Raw genomic sequence first — 15513 nt, 5'->3', positions numbered from 1 at the left:
TTTTCATTATATTCCCTGCTTTTATTATTTTTTGTGTTCGGTTTGACCGAATGCCATATTTACATTAATTGTTTGAATTTACGGTAAGGCATATACAGCGCCCAATAAAATGCATAGATTATTGTTTTATATGGCGAGTCACAATTCTTTTTATGGACGAATTTTTCTTCATTAAATCGCCTGGAAAGGGTGGGCCAGTCTTGTTGGGAGCTTACCCCCGTATCCCGCATAACCGACAATATAGTACCGCTAAATTGAAATTTCACACCTTTGCGGTAAGCTCTTAGAAAGAAGTCGTAATCCATCGCGATTTTGAGGTTTTCATCAAAATCTCCTATCTCGGCGAACAACGCTTTACTGCAAAAACAGCCCTGATGAAACACACCGGTTTTGAAATTCATTCTAAAATTAAACCCCTGGGATATTTGTCGTTTGAGGTTTTTTCCGAATAAAATATCAGCCAATATAACATCAGTGTCGTCATCTATACCGGCCAGTGCCTTTTCTATCGCCTCATTAGACTCAAAATAATCATCAGCATGTAAAAACACTAAATAATCACCGCTGGCCTGGGCAATAGCTTTATTCATTGCATTGGAGATACCGGTATCTGGCTCAGACGTCCACTTGTGTATATGGGGTAAATATTGCTTAACAATATTTAAGGTACGGTCTTTCGAACCACCATCCACAACAATGTATTCGATATTTTGATAGGTTTGCTGTGCCACGCTTTGTATACAGCCTTCAATGTATTTTTCAGCATTGTATACAACGGTAATAACGCTAATTAGCGGTGACTTTTCTTTTGATACCATTGAATAATAACCCATTAAGCATGATTTTTTAGTTCGTTCGTATTGCTCGTTTTTAGCAATAAAAACGCTACTGCCCAAGTGAAATTACTATAACACGAGAGGGCACTTTGGAAATAAAGAAACCCACTTAGCTTTTTTACGTTTGGTAGACTAATAAAACTAAACTCTGTAATTGATTTGATGCTGTAACATGCTCCACAACCCTGCCAGTATTGATGTGTTTATACTTGTACAAGTGTTAATCTGTTAAGGTAGCGCCATATCAACAGTATTAGCCAACGTACAAAACTGAAAGCCCTCTTTATTATTTTTATTATTCACAAACATACGTTGATCCCTCATTTATAACCGAAGTTGATACAGAGGTTAATGCAACTAACTCGCATTTCTATTTTGATGTAATGCCGCCCAGTCCCATATTAGGTCGTTCATGGTTGTATGCCTATAGAAAATTTATCGCTTGCTGCTGGATTTCTTCAATACTTTCAAATAGTTATTGCTCTAGCCAATCATATCGAGCAGTATGGTTAAAACGCTCAATATAGGCATTCTGCTGAGGGTTTCCAGGTTGAATCAGAGCAGTTTAATACCATTTAGGTTGGCCCAGTTGAGATAGATGTTTTAACTGATGAACAATGTGGATTTTTTCACCTTTATTTGGTAAAACTGGCACACGGTGAAAAAGAATAGCAATTTGTTTCAAGATATAGTTCAAAAGTTATTAAGATACGGCCACAAGCCCTAGAACTTAAGCAATATCAATGCAATAATTATATTAATTAAAATTCAAAACATGCCATTTCTTACTGTCTTTTGTTATGCGATCTAAAACTTTGAGATTTATTGGAATATAAGTGAAAAGGAAGTTTGTTAGTGAAGTTAATTGTCCAAATCCCCTGTTTTAACGAAGAAGCAACCTTACCCGCAACGTTCAACGACATCCCCAAACAAATCGACGGGGTAGATGTGGTTGAAATTTTGATCATTGATGATGGCTCTACCGACAAAACCATCGAAGTAGCAAAAGCGTTAGGTGTGCACCACATTGTTATCAACAAAAACAATCGAGGGTTAGCCAGAACGTTCAGAACCGGTTTAAATGAATGTTTAAAATTAGGTGCTGATATTATTGTTAACACAGATGGCGATAATCAATATGCCGGCTGGGATATCCCTAAACTTATCCAACCTATATTAGACGGAAAAGCCGATCTAGTAGTAGGTGATAGAAATACCGCCAAAGTTGCGCATTTTTCCCCGTTCAAAAAGTTTTTACAGAGACTCGGTAGTTACGTGGTTAAAACACTGTCGGGTGTAAAAGTACCCGATGCAGTGAGCGGTTTTAGGGCCTATAGCCGTGATGCAGCATTACAATTAAATATTGTCTCCCCTTTTAGCTACACCATTGAAGCCTTAATACAGGCCGGGAAAAAACATATGGCCGTCACATCAGTGCCGGTTGAAACTAACGAAAAAACTCGCGAATCACGCCTTTTCAGCAGTATTCCAAAGTTCATCGAACGACAACTCACCACCATTGTACGTATGTACGCGATGTATCAGCCTCTTAAGGTTTTCTTTTTTATCGGCTTAACCTTATCTATATTAGGTGCCATACCCATCCTTCGTTTCTTATATTTTTACTTTACAGGAGATGGTGAAGGGCATTTACAATCACTTGTACTGGGTGGGGTGTTTACAATTTTGGGTTTTATTTCGTTTTTAATCGCTTTGCTGGCTGACTTAATGAATTTCAATCGTCAACTTATTGAACAGACTTTGGAAAAGGTCAGGCGTATTGAACTAGAACTCAACAAAACACAAGAGCCTGATAGGAAAGACAAGTGAAGGTATTGATTGATATTGTGCATCCTGCCGATGTCCTGTTTTTTCTTAATCCTATTAAAGAACTGAGAAAAGGTGGACACGAAGTTAGGATTGTTAGTCGTGTTAAAGATGTAACCTGTGAACTTTTGGATTTGTATGAACTTGCACATAAACCTATCTCTCAAGCCAAGAAAGGGGTCATAGGCTTAGGATTAGAGTTAATCAAAAGGGACATATCACTTTTCAAAGAAGTGCGTGATTTTAGACCTGATGTCATGGCTGGTTTTGGGGGCGTCAGTATATCGCATATAGGTAAACTATTAGGTGTGCCATCGCTCAGCTTTTATGACACTGAAAAGGCCAATTTGCAGTTACGGTTAACTACCCCTTTTATTACTCACATGTATGTGCCTGATTCCTATCAGGGTGCAATTCCACCTGGCAAATCATCTGTTTTCCCAGGTACTAAAGACTTTTCATATTTTCACCAAGACAACTTTACACCTGATATGGAAAGTGCCGTTAAAGCAGGCTTTGTCCCAAACAAGAAAAACTATTTTATTCGATTAGTTGCTTGGAACGCCAATCACGATTTTGGCGTCAATGGCTGGAATGACCAAGTATTAGCAGATGTAATTGATTACATAACTAATGAATATGATGGCGTTGTACACCTTTCCTCAGAGGACGAGCTGCCAGAGCATTTTTCTACCTATTTATATAAAGGCGATAAACATTTGATTCATCACTTGCTTTCACATTGTGAATTATATATTGGTGAAAGTGCAACAATGGCCGGAGAATCGGTCATGTTGGGTGTACCAGCAATTTATGCGGCAAATGATCAACGTGGTTATACAGACGAATTAGCTAACCAAGGACTACTTTGGACGCTCTTAGATATCCAAACACATGCGATATGCAATCTTATTAAGAGTGTACAAGAGGTTACAGGTCCCCAGTGGGATGAGCGGTTGGATAGATTCTACGAGGGAAAAATTAATTTAAGCCACTATATACGTGATGAAATAGTAAAACATGGGAGTGCCTAATAATTCATTAAGGCTTTCTAAATCTTAACTGCATTACAAATTTTAATAATAGAGTGCTTGATTATCATCATTCAAGTTACTTGAGCGCTTCAGGATGGATTTAAATGGAAAAGAAGTTGAAAATTGCGATTATTGGTAGCCGCGGAATCCCTGCTGAATTTGGTGGGTTCGAAACTTTCGCTGAACAACTCGCATTAGGCTTAACTGACAAAGGTTGTCAGGTTACCGTTTTTTGTGAAAGCACACAAAAATATGATAAACCTGACTATAAAGGGGTCGACCTCTTATACTTTAAAACCCCCAATATTGTTGGAATTCGGTCTGTTTGGTTTGATTTAGTTAGCATTGTTAAAACCCTCAGAAATTATGATGTTGTATACATGTTGGGGTATCACGCTGGCTTCGCTTTTTTCATTCCTAGGCTTTTTGGCACCAAATTTTGGGTGAACATGGACGGTTTGGAATGGAAAAGAAGTAAATGGTCAGCAATGGCGAAGACCTATTTGAAATTTAATGAATGGTGCGCTGCGCGATTTGCTACCAAGCTAATTGCAGATGCTCAAGGCATTTTAGAGCATTTAGACAGTGCTTATAATGTGGGGCATAAGTCTACTATGATCCCATATGGTGCTGAGTTGTGCGAGCAAGCACCTGATACTGAAATTGTTCACAAGCTAGGTTTTGATCCCAATGAGTATTACCTAGTTGTTTGTCGATTAGAGCCAGAAAACCATGTGAAAGAGATCCTACTTGGGTTTATGCAATCAAATGTGCAAAAGAAACTAGTGATACTTGGCGATCATAAAAGTGGCACTGACTACGTTGAGGATTTAATTGCCATTGCAGACGAACGTATTGTCTTTTTAGGCACCATATACGACCAAACTAAATTAAATGCATTACGTTATTACTGTATCTCTTACCTTCACGGGCATAGCGTTGGAGGCACTAATCCTTCTTTGTTAGAAGCGATGGCTGTGGGAAATAATATCATTGCCCATGATAATATTTTTAATCGAGAAGTCACAGACGGTAATGGAGACTTTTTTAGCGACGTGCCGGAATTAAGCGAAATACTCAATCGTATTGACGCTAACGGTGTGACCGAAGAACACAAAACCAACGTCAAAAATAGAGTCATTAATATTTATAATTGGGACAGAATTATAGATATTTATTACAAGCAAATTCAAAAATCGCAAGACTAATTTTTAAAAAGGCTATTAATCGATGTCTGAAAGTCAGAGTAAAAAAAAGGTCTTGTTTGTATCACATTCTGGATTGGCATATGGCGCAGAGAGATCATTATTAGCGTTAGTTACAGACCTTTCCAAAAACTCAAATGTCACACCAGAAGTGCTATTGCCATGTAAAGGTTTTTTATCTGAAAAGTTAGAAAGCGAAGGGATTGCCGTCATGGTATTTCCTTATTACAACTGGATAACGTCACTGAAATTATATCCATTTAATCTAGTCGGCTTTTTGCTAAATTTTTTGTTGGTCAATTTTTGTATTTTAAAATTAAAAAAACGACACATTGATATTGTATACACCAATTCACTGGCCACCAATTTTGGCGCCTTGATTGCCAAAAAATTAAATAAAAAACATATTTGGCACATACGTGAATTTGTTCAAGAAGATTTAAATCGCTTTTTCATTCCCAGCGATGCATATGTGAAAAAAATTGTAGAAAAAACCACTAGTCACATCATTTATAACTCTCAAGTTGTCTCGGACAAATTTACAAAGATATTCAGTAATACTAAATCCACTGTCATATATAACGGTTTCGAGTTTAAAACCGAACAAGTTATTGACAATAGGCATCAACAATTAGTTATTGAGCAACAACCCATAAATTTAATAATAGTCGGTACTATAAGGCATGAAAAAGGCCAGCACGATGCCATTAATTGCCTAATTGAATTACGAAAACGAAAGGTTGATGTCGTATTAAAAATAATAGGCAAAGGCAACGCTCAGTATGTCAGTCAATTACAAAGTATATGCAAAGCAGCCTGTGTGTCCCAGTATGTGGATTTTGTTGGCTTAGTCGATAAACCATTGGAATATTTCAGCTCTTCCGCTGTGTCATTGGCAGCGTCGGCTAACGAAGCCTTTGGTCGTATAGTTGTCGAGTCTTGTTCGGTTGGTTGTCCCGTTGTTGCCGCTGACAGTGGTGGTTTACGAGAAATAATAGTGCACAATAAAACTGGGCTGTTTTATCAAAAACATGACATCAATGACATGGCTAACCAAGTGCAAAAATTGATAAATGAACCAAACACTTATAATGCAATTTCGCGAGAAGCCATGATTGATGTAAGCAGCAGGTTCTCATTAGAAAAGTATCGTCAAGACGTTGAGTTAGTGATTAACTCTGCTATCTATATATGAGTTTGTACAACTTTTTCAATGTTTATTTTTTTGCTTTATTAATACTAGATATAATTCAGGCAGTACTACTTTAAGTAAGGCTTTAGGTGAAAAAAGTATTGAAATCCTACTAATAGCGAAAACTATCATTTTGGCACGCCAAGACCAAAAATCTATTGACGTCTTTTTATACACTGAATTTGCGGATAGCGATGTCTCGGCTAAAAGATGATTTGCAAACTTGCTGATCGCCGATTTAACTCGTTTGGAATAGCGGCCTTTTTGAATAATATTCAATTTTTTAAACGTAATCCAAAATCCAAGTATATGCTTTACACTTTTCGCTGAGGTCATTATTGACCCTGGTCTAATTCGTCTCGAATATAGTTTAATGTCCGATACCATTACTTTTTTCAATTTAGCAGATAGCATTAAACTTGTAGTGAATAGATTGTCTTCATGTAAAATATTGGGGAAGAAACTAAATTCCTTAATTAATTCTGTTTTAACTAAATATAGGCAAGCTGATGGGTGGAATGTTGTTTCAACTAAGTCCGCAAAAATTTCTTGACCACTTTTGACCTTATCTAAAACCTCCACAGGTCTGTCGTAATCAGAATGCGGTATGTTTTCTAATGGCATTTTATGATCTTGTAGTACGTCGCTGCTGCCAAGTAACATGTCTAATTGTTTGCTTTCAATTATAGCCACTGCGTTTTTTAAAGAGTCTACCGGAAGCATGTCATCACTATCCAAAAACTGTATGTATTGACCGGTTGCTTTTTCAATTCCTCTATTACGGGCAATTGACAGTCCACCATTTTCGAAAGAGAACAATTTAACTCTGGCATCACTTTCGGCAAATTTTTGAGCAATTTCTAATGAGCCATCAGTCGCACCATCATTTATAATCACTACCTCAAGCTCTATACCCTGCTGAGATAATACTGACTGAAGGCAGTCTGCTAAATACTCTTCAACATTATATACAGGAACAATGACACTAACTTGAGGGGGATTCATGCTTTAAAACCTTCTTTATTATTTTTTTCGTCAACTGAGTAGCCTTTTTTATAATACCTCCGAAGAAAGCCTGAGTAAGTAAAATGTGCCTATTATAAATTGATAAGTCGTTAGAAACTTTAGTAAGTTGTTTTAAAGCAAAGAAAAAATCACTCAAACCTTTTGTAATTTTTAAGCTGTCGATAGCATAAAACAACATGATTTTTTTTAGGTGTTTATTGTGCTTATCATTGGCAAGAAAATATGAAAACTTATCAATGGCCGTTATCATGGATTGTTTGTGACTAATTTGATCTGTTAGTTGTTTATGAGAGGTGGTTGTCCATGAGCCCACCGCGTTTCGGCGATATACTGACATGACATCGTTCAGATAATATGCCTCTCCAAGAGAAGACATGAAAATCTGAACAAAATAGTCACCGATAGGTGCGCTTTCATAAGACTTAGTTAACGTTTCAATGTCTTGGTTAATAAACATTAAGGATGCCGTGGGCATAAAAGGCCCTCTGCCTAAAATTACATCAGCAGTTTTTACTGGTCCACTATTGGGATAATGTTGACACATTATATTTTCGCGATTTGCCACGTGGTCCAGTTCAATTGCGGGATGAAAACACAAAGAAATCTTCTTGTTTTCAGTAAACACCGCAACTTGTTTTTGTAATTTATGTTTGTCATTCCAATAATCATCACCTTCACATAAAGCAATATATTTTCCCTTAGCCTTTTTATATAGGCTTTGCATTGGCTTTATACCTTGTGAATATTGATTTTCAGACTGTAAAATAGGTTTTACGATTTGAGGGTATAAATCCTGATAGTGAAGTAAGATCGCCGGAGTTTTGTCTTTTGATGCGTCATCATTTATCAGAATTTCAAAAGCGAAATCGGTTTCCTGCATTAAAAAACCAAACAAGGCTGACTCTATATAATCTTCGTGGTTATACGCGGTACAAACAATACTTACGATAATGTTTTTTACGTTGTTCCATGAGGACAAAATATCTTTTTCTGATCTTAAATTTTTATTTTTTACAGTCATTTAAGCTTTGATCCCGCCAAGTGTAATTAAGATTTCGACAACTTATTTTTGCTAGAATGTTACTTGTATCCGAAGTTAGAACCCAACCTAAATTCTTTGTCGCAATAGTTTGAAATCTGTCCATATGAGCCTTTACATGGCGATGGTAATCATTGACATTTTTAATGTGGAATATTTCATTTTAAATTCTAAAACTAGTTGCTATGAAAATCCGTTTGTAAATTTAACCTATATATTGAGTAAAATTAGGGCGTGGTCAAAATTTACCGCATCATAGGTATGTTCCGTTGCAACCTTTGCTGTAAACATTGGTACTCAGCTTTTTAATTACACCATGTTTCTCTTCTGTCAACTAATAAATGTTGCTACACCATATTAGGTGTCCCATCCCGTCAATAGCTTTTTAATTTACGCTGCTTCCATAAATTTTGGCTTATGTATAGTTAATGAAATTATCTAATTTTCTCCACCGCTATTTTTCATTTTGGGGTTATCGTTTTATTTCTATATTTGAAGAATAAGTCCTTTGCTAAATTATAAGCTTGGAAATTAAATATCGCGGTAAATAGTACGTATAAAAATAAGGCCAAAAGACTTAACAAAATTAGTTTAATACTTGGATTTATTCCAAGTATAGGCTCCAACCAATAGATACCCGCAGCGATCAAAACAGAAATTATTAACACCGGTATAAAGTCACCTAATTGTTCTTTTGCTGAATAATTAATTAGTCGCGAAGTAAAATAGACATTAGGTAAATAATTAATAATACTCGCAGCAATTTGGCCAATAATAATCTCGATAATGCCAAAATTTAATGTATATATAAAAATACTTATTATTATAAGTTTCTTTACGACACCAATATAGAAAATCAAATCAGAACGGCCTTTAACTTTTAAAATATTTAAATTGATTGAGTTAATAGGATAAAGTATTGAAGCTATTAACATTAGTTGTAGATAAATTGCTGCACCGTACCAGTTTTCAGGTAATAACACTTCAAATAATAAAGGAGCTAATGCACAAGAAAACATTATCATTGGAAAGATTAAATATGTGGTCACTTTTATTAGAGTTCTATAACTTTTTTTCAATCTTACATTATCGTCCTGTAATTTAGATAGCGCAGGATAAGTAACACTTTGAACTGCCCCAACAATAAATTCGATTAAAATAACTTTAATCTTTTGAGCAAAAAAATAAATACCAACTGGTCCTGCCGCAAAATATTTAGGCAATGTAATTAAATACATGTTCTGAAAAGGAATGGAAATCATGGAGTCGAAAACAATATAACTGGCGAAACGCCAAAGCCCCATTAATGCGGTAAAACTAAATTGAAAACTTGGTCGCCATAACTTTAGTCGCCAATAACTGATAGAAAGAAAAAGTTGGTAAAATATAATTTGAAAAATTAATGCCCACTCAGCAAAATTCAAATATGCAAGGATAATTGCAATTAACGATGACCCAAAAGATGCGGGCAAAATTACTTTCAGTTGATCTTTAAAATTTAAAGCGCGAACAAGTACCGTTTTTTGAATAACTATTAATGATTGTAAAAAAACTGAAAATAATACCACCCTAATCAATAATATAAGGCGAGGCTCCGCGTAAAACTCTGAAATTAGCGGCGCCGCAAAATAACAAATAAGATAAATTAATCCGCTTAAAACTAAATTAGTGTAAAAAACAGTGTTGAGTTCTAATTCTGACACTTCAAGTTTTCTAATTAATGCTTGACCTAAGCCTGCATCAACAAGTACTGAAGATAAACTTATAAAAACAGCTAACATGGCGATAAGTGCATAGTCTTCTGGAACTAAAAACCATGCTAAAAACAAGGTGGTAATCACCCCGATACCTTTGCTTAAAAATCGTTCACAAAAACTCCAAAAAACTCCTGAAGTCGTTTTTGATTCTAAATTTTGCATTAAGTTTTATTTTTCCAAGGAAACTCTGTTTGTTTTGAACTGGCACCAATGAAATTGACAAATTCTTTATAAGCATTTTTATCTGTTAGGTTTATTACCAATAATTGATCTGGCCTTGTCTTAAAATAGTCAATTACTGATTTATTATATGTATTGTAAAATTCTAGTAATACTTCCTTTTTATAAGGCTCGTTTTCCGGCGTATCAAATAAAATTCTATTTACGTCCCATGGGCGACCTTTATATGAATTAACTGCATTTAAAAGTTGTTCTTTGTTTGGTGGTATTCCATCATTGTTTGCCCAAAGTTTAGAGTGAAACTTGGTAATCGAGTTGAACCACTGCTCTTCATCATCACGTATAGTAAGGATAAACTTACTATTTGGAAATTTTTGTTGCAAAGCAACAAAGGTGTAAGGAAAAGAAAAAGGAGAATCTTGAAATGCTTGAGCTCGATTGCAGAACTTAAGAATAGGCTTGAAATCTCGTTCAGCCCAATTTTTGAATAATATTTTAGCATCTTTTTCACAAGCAACAACGATTCCTAATTCAACTAACGCAGCATTTAGAGATGTGGTACCTGTTTTATTTAACCCAATACAAAATATTTTCGGTTTGCCGATTACTTTCAAAGAATTAAATAAATTATTTAATTCTTTGAAAGTTTTTATAATTGTCTTTTGTAATGTTTTTTTAATCATCTATTAGCACTGCTTTTGCCTATTATGTTTTTGATACCAACAACCAAATATTTTTGTTTGATCGATGAAAAATCATCATTGTCTGGATTATAATACTTAAAATATGGTTAGACGTAAGCCTCAAATATTAAGGCGTGATATAAGAATATCTAATTAACTTTTCTCGCTCTAAACCATAATATTCAGCATCAAAAGTAGCACTTAATAAAAGGAAGTCAGCCAGTTTTGTTTTCTGTTCATTTGTAAGTTTATCAAGCTTAGTTGTAGTTGTTATTTTTTTATTGAGTAAATATTTCACCGGAATTAATTTGCTGTGGTACATGAATTGAATAATCTTAAATATTACTTTATTCGTCCTTAATCTTTTCTCAAATTTAGATAAACGTAAAGCCAAAGATTTGTTAGATACGGCAATTATTGAATTTTCAATATGTTGTTTTTTGTTTTCGTGTTTAGATTCTAATAGTTTTGAAATTTCTGCAGTAGGTAGGCTTAAAGTTTTAGCGACTGTTTCATAATAGTGATTTTTGTCATGTTTAAGATCTTCAAACAAAATCACTTGAGTTTCAAATAATAAGCCCAACTTGCTTAACAAATCCGCATAGTGAAATGATTCGTATAGTTTATTGTGTCTGTCTTTTTCATAAGTTCTGATATAACTATCAAATGTATCGTAATCCTTATTTCCTAAATAATATTGGCCATAAAACTGAACATACAATGAGTAGAAATAATCAACGGGGTTTCTTAGCGAAATTAATATTTTTACCTCATAGGGGGCAAGGATAGATTTTAATGTGGTTAGCTTTTCCTCTAGAGAACGGTTGTCCAGTCCTGGATAACATGCCATTAATCCTTCATCACTATATACGTTTAAAAGTGTGTCACTAAGGATTTTATCTAATGTATTAATTGCAGAACGTTCAAGCTTACCTTCACATATATCACGTATTACTTTGCCGCTATTATTAGTCGTATGTATTTGACCTGTTTTATCATCGACGCTTAATACTTTACCAAGAAAGTTAATTTTGCCTTGCTCATATAACTTTTGAAATAGGTGATGTTGTAAAGTTGTGCTTGCCGTTTTGGGTAGCCCTAAATGAATAACTATTTTTTTCATATACATCCTAGTGAATAGGGATAGTGTTTATTTGAGTAAGTTTGGAGAAGCATGTTTTTTGATGTCTAGGAGCATATCTTCTATTCCGTATTCGCAATGATAGTCAAACGTACGCGACGTTTTAGACATATCAAAAGTGAAGTTTGGTTGCGAGGGTTTTTCAGGTTTATAGGTTTTTTTGACATATTGTCCCTCAGAAAACACTTTAATAATTGCAGATACAAATTCATCAAGCGATACCGGATTACCTGTTCCAGCATTAAATAATCCCTGGGCGGTTTTGTGAGTAATTGCTTTATCAATTAATTTAGTAAAATCTTTAATATAGGGCATGTCTTTAGCATTGTTAGTATCACCCCAAAGTTCAATTTGGTTAGTACTGGTGACAGAGCGGATCATATTAATATAGGCCTTGGTTTTTGTTTTGCCATCTACATAATAATTAACATTGTCATCACAACAATATACAGTTGGTATTCGAAAAATAATGGTCTGTAAACCATATTCCTGGTGATAGTGCTCTAACATTTCGCATGCAGTTACTTTGGAAATTGCATACACAGCGTGGTCACCGGTGTAAGTTAACGTTCGTGCGTCAGTTTCCTTTATTGGAACACCGCTATAAAAAGAGCCAGACACATCGGAAAAAGTCATGACATAAATGACTTTTTTAATGTTATTTATTCGACAAAACTCAAGCACATTTAAAGTGCCCGTAATATTGACGTTAACATATTGATTTTGATCATAACCTTCCATTGATGCAGGCATAGTCCCAGCAATAAAAACAACTGCATCGTAATCAGTCTCTAATTGTCCAAAAGAATCTTTGTCGCTAATATCCAGACGAACTTTACTAATATTGTTATTGGATAATTTTGAATTTAGGTAAGTTCCTGTCACATCATGTTTATTTGCAATAAATTCAACCAAACCAGAACCTAAACTACCTGATGCACCTATCACTAATACTTTACTCATAAAATTCACTCTGCATATATTTGAAATTAATCTGAAGGGCTAAATGTTTACAATATAGGCTCTATTTCATTCAGCAACTCTTGAGCACCAGCTTTGTTATTGAACATCAATTGAAGCTACGAAATGTTGTATTTTTGAAGCAACTTTTTGACATCATCCTTAGCATTCCACATCAATACATCAATGATTGATAAATGACTGACAAAATCATGTTTGCCTTGGGGGTAACTCAGGTTTGAGATTTCCAAAAATGATAGCTCAATGTTTTTCGCTTTGAATTGTTCTTTTTTATAAAGTACTTCGCCATTTTTCATATTACAGTACTTATCAGCATTATTTAAAGAGCACATGGCGTATAACTTCTCGGCAGCAGAAGCACTTTTATCGTAATCTAACTCGCTTGAAAAGCTGTAATCTAGTTCAATTGCAAGATAGTTAAAAACAGCCAAAACGGAGTCCCTGCAAAGACGTGCAACTTGTGTTTCTTTTGCTGAAAATATTTGACTTATTAAAGGCATAACTGCTTCAAAGTTAGGTGCTTTTCGATAATTCTGCTCAATACTTCTTAATATTTTTTTACGGTTGGCAACGAAGTGTAACTCGTTGATCTTACTAAAACTAGATGCTTTCTCTACTGGCACAGTAAACAACTGTTTCTGTCCATTAGCCAGAATATTGTTGCGATTTATGAAGCCGCCTTTGATGAAATTCACATCGTCATAAAAAATAAACTTGTCACTATGATATGCAAGTTGATAGTAGCCCAAATATGGAAATAGATAAGGTTGCATTACAGCTAATATCATATCAATTCTCAGTTTGTGGATGTTATAAGTAGACTTTTCCAAACGTTCATTTTAACCACTTATAAAACTCCTGATTCTGTAATTTTACCAATTACTTTGTCAGTGTCCTCAGCCGTCATATCAACATGCAAAGGCAAACAAAGTATACCATCGGTAACCGCATCAGTATTAGGTGTGCCATGATTCTTACATTCAGTAAATACTGTGTCTAGGGCTGGTGAAAAATACGCTCTGCTTTGAATTTGGCTATCAGCCAGTTTGCTGATTAATTTTTCGGCTTGCTGGCTATTTTTAAGTTTAATGGGCATATAGGCACCATTATAATTAGCTTGTGAATGCCATGTTGGTAATTCAACCACATCTTTTAAACCTGCGATATATTGGCTGAAAAGTTCAGATCTGTGCTTCAAAACAGTATCCATTCGCTCTAGATTAACTAATCCAACTGCCGCTTGGTATTCGTTTAACTTTCCATTTATTCCAGTCTCTTCAATGCCTTTACCTGGCGCAATACCGAAGTTAATCATGTGTTTAGCTTTTTCAAAATGTTGCTGGTCTTTGAATATAACGGCACCACCTTCAACGGTATGAAACACTTTAGTGGCATGAAAACTTAAGGTGCTGGCATCGCCATAATTGAGTACAGATTGATCTCCAACGTTAACTCCGAAAGTGTGACACGCGTCGTAAATTACTTTTACGTTTCTTTTTTTACTTAGTGATTCAAAACCTTCTACATCGCACGGATTGCCGTATACATGGGTAGCAACAATAGCATCTAGGGTTGGATCTTGGTCCAAGGCGCGACTCACCGCATTTGGGCAAAGATTATAACTTTGGCGGTCTATATCAGCAAAAGAAAGGGTGTCTTTTTGCCAATGAAATGCACTAGTAGTGGCCACAAAACTGAATGGTGTAGTGACAATATTATCGACACCCAGCGCCCGACCTGCCAGTTGCAATGCTATGGTGCCATTGGAGACTAATAATAGATTTTTAACGCCCAAGTAATCTTGAAGTTTTTCAGTTAACTCATCATGCAGTGGACCAAAATTAGTAAACCAACCATTTTGATTAATTTTTTCTAGATAAAACTGTAATTTTTTAAGGTCTGGTTTAAGTGGGCTATTTAGTGCAATCATCTAATTTATTAAACTCATCAAGTATTCACCGAAGTAATTTTTCAATTTGTGCGCAGAAGCTATAAAGCCTATTTTCAAATGGTAACTGCATGTGTTCATATCATTTTCTTCCTTGCTTATGCTCTCTTTAACAATTGTTCAGATCAAGCGCAACCTGACACTTTCCTAAATGAGTTTTCATACGTAATTGGTGACTGTTCAGCATTGGCTTTATGCAGTAGCTCCATAAAGTTTTTTTACATGCGAGCACGATTTTGTTAAGCGTAAGTGGCTGTCCGCTAACTATTTCTAAACTGAACGCGCACATCAGTTAAATTAGAGTGGGCTTTCCAAGATAATCGGTAATCGAACCATTTTACAGTTTCAAAGATTAAACGTCATTTTTTATTCAAGTTTTCTTTACTGAATTAACTGAAGAGTTCGTGATAAAGCTTATTAATCACCACCCCAAAATGTCTAATGGGTGAAACTATATCAGTTATTTGTTTATTCCAACTTGCTAAAAGTTGTACCTGTGCAAATTGATTGAAGTAAGCAAAGTCCTCGTTAATTCTATTAAGCCAACTTTGCATTTCTGCACAGCGCTCTTCAATTGTCATATCAAGACGAGTAGGCGACCCTAAATGTAATGTAGTGACTTGATGTAGGCTTTTAAATCTAACTGATGGATAAGTTAACCATT

At 35.2% G+C, this 15513-nt stretch carries 14 protein-coding genes and 1 pseudogene; 4 read left to right on the top strand and 11 right to left on the bottom strand.

What is annotated here, in order from left to right; all coding sequences use genetic code 11:
* Positions 1-59: 59 nt before the first annotated feature.
* Together ACJAT7_RS13555 and ACJAT7_RS13550 are read right to left on the bottom strand one after the other, a co-directional pair.
* Positions 60-818 (bottom strand): glycosyltransferase family 2 protein, encoded by a 759-nt coding sequence (locus tag ACJAT7_RS13555; RefSeq protein ID WP_415227336.1) that lies wholly within the window; start codon positions 816-818, stop codon positions 60-62.
* A 445-nt stretch (positions 819-1263) separates the two neighbouring features.
* Positions 1264-1392 (bottom strand): annotated as a pseudogene (locus ACJAT7_RS13550) (integrase core domain-containing protein); the annotation flags it as partial.
* Between the two features lie 299 nt (positions 1393-1691).
* Between ACJAT7_RS13550 and ACJAT7_RS13545 the strand changes: the two are divergent.
* From ACJAT7_RS13545 to ACJAT7_RS13530, 4 genes are all read left to right on the top strand, one after another.
* Positions 1692-2666: a glycosyltransferase family 2 protein gene (locus tag ACJAT7_RS13545; RefSeq protein ID WP_415227335.1), complete on the top strand. Its 975-nt coding sequence runs from the start codon at positions 1692-1694 to the stop codon at positions 2664-2666.
* On the top strand, positions 2663-3697 hold the full coding sequence (locus tag ACJAT7_RS13540; RefSeq protein ID WP_415227334.1) for a DUF354 domain-containing protein: 1035 nt from the start codon (positions 2663-2665) through the stop codon (positions 3695-3697). The genes ACJAT7_RS13545 and ACJAT7_RS13540 overlap by 4 nt, the downstream gene beginning before the upstream one ends.
* A gap of 104 nt (positions 3698-3801) precedes the next feature.
* Positions 3802-4905: a DUF1972 domain-containing protein gene (locus tag ACJAT7_RS13535; protein WP_415227333.1), complete on the top strand. Its 1104-nt coding sequence runs from the start codon at positions 3802-3804 to the stop codon at positions 4903-4905.
* Positions 4906-4927: 22 nt separating this feature from the next.
* Positions 4928-6097: a glycosyltransferase family 4 protein gene (locus ACJAT7_RS13530; RefSeq protein ID WP_415227332.1), complete on the top strand. Its 1170-nt coding sequence runs from the start codon at positions 4928-4930 to the stop codon at positions 6095-6097.
* Between the two features lie 15 nt (positions 6098-6112).
* Here ACJAT7_RS13530 and ACJAT7_RS13525 read toward each other — a convergent pair whose 3' ends face one another.
* The 9 genes from ACJAT7_RS13525 to ACJAT7_RS13485 form a co-directional block, all read right to left on the bottom strand.
* Positions 6113-7099: a glycosyltransferase family 2 protein gene (locus tag ACJAT7_RS13525; RefSeq protein WP_415227331.1), complete on the bottom strand. Its 987-nt coding sequence runs from the start codon at positions 7097-7099 to the stop codon at positions 6113-6115.
* Positions 7080-8141, bottom strand: a complete 1062-nt coding sequence (locus ACJAT7_RS13520) for a glycosyltransferase family 2 protein (RefSeq protein WP_415227330.1) — start codon at positions 8139-8141, stop codon at positions 7080-7082. The genes ACJAT7_RS13525 and ACJAT7_RS13520 overlap by 20 nt, the downstream gene beginning before the upstream one ends.
* A 479-nt stretch (positions 8142-8620) precedes the next feature.
* Positions 8621-10078, bottom strand: coding sequence for a lipopolysaccharide biosynthesis protein (locus ACJAT7_RS13515; protein ID WP_415227329.1), 1458 nt, complete (start codon positions 10076-10078; stop codon positions 8621-8623).
* Positions 10078-10779, bottom strand: coding sequence for a sulfotransferase (locus tag ACJAT7_RS13510; protein ID WP_415227328.1), 702 nt, complete (start codon positions 10777-10779; stop codon positions 10078-10080). Before ACJAT7_RS13510 ends, ACJAT7_RS13515 begins: the two co-directional genes overlap by 1 nt.
* A gap of 127 nt (positions 10780-10906) precedes the next feature.
* Entirely contained in the window at positions 10907-11902 is a 996-nt protein-coding gene (locus ACJAT7_RS13505; protein ID WP_415227327.1) for a hypothetical protein, read from the bottom strand.
* A 27-nt stretch (positions 11903-11929) separates the two neighbouring features.
* The gene (locus ACJAT7_RS13500) at positions 11930-12883 is read right to left on the bottom strand and encodes an NAD-dependent epimerase/dehydratase family protein (RefSeq protein WP_415227326.1); all 954 of its coding nucleotides are present in this window, start codon (positions 12881-12883) and stop codon (positions 11930-11932) included.
* Between the two features lie 116 nt (positions 12884-12999).
* Positions 13000-13689 (bottom strand): WbqC family protein, encoded by a 690-nt coding sequence (locus ACJAT7_RS13495; protein ID WP_415227325.1) that lies wholly within the window; start codon positions 13687-13689, stop codon positions 13000-13002.
* A 59-nt stretch (positions 13690-13748) separates the two neighbouring features.
* Complete coding sequence (locus ACJAT7_RS13490) at positions 13749-14831, bottom strand: DegT/DnrJ/EryC1/StrS family aminotransferase (RefSeq protein WP_415227324.1); 1083 nt, start codon at positions 14829-14831, stop codon at positions 13749-13751.
* 407 nt (positions 14832-15238) lie between these two features.
* Positions 15239-15513: hypothetical protein (locus tag ACJAT7_RS13485; RefSeq protein ID WP_415227323.1), on the bottom strand; the 275-nt coding region annotated here is incomplete at its 5' end.

It is taken from the genome of Psychromonas sp., from assembly GCF_047632995.1.
In the GTDB taxonomy this organism is placed as follows: Bacteria; Pseudomonadota; Gammaproteobacteria; order Enterobacterales; family Psychromonadaceae; genus Psychromonas.
This window is presented reverse-complemented; position numbering and strand designations above follow the sequence as displayed.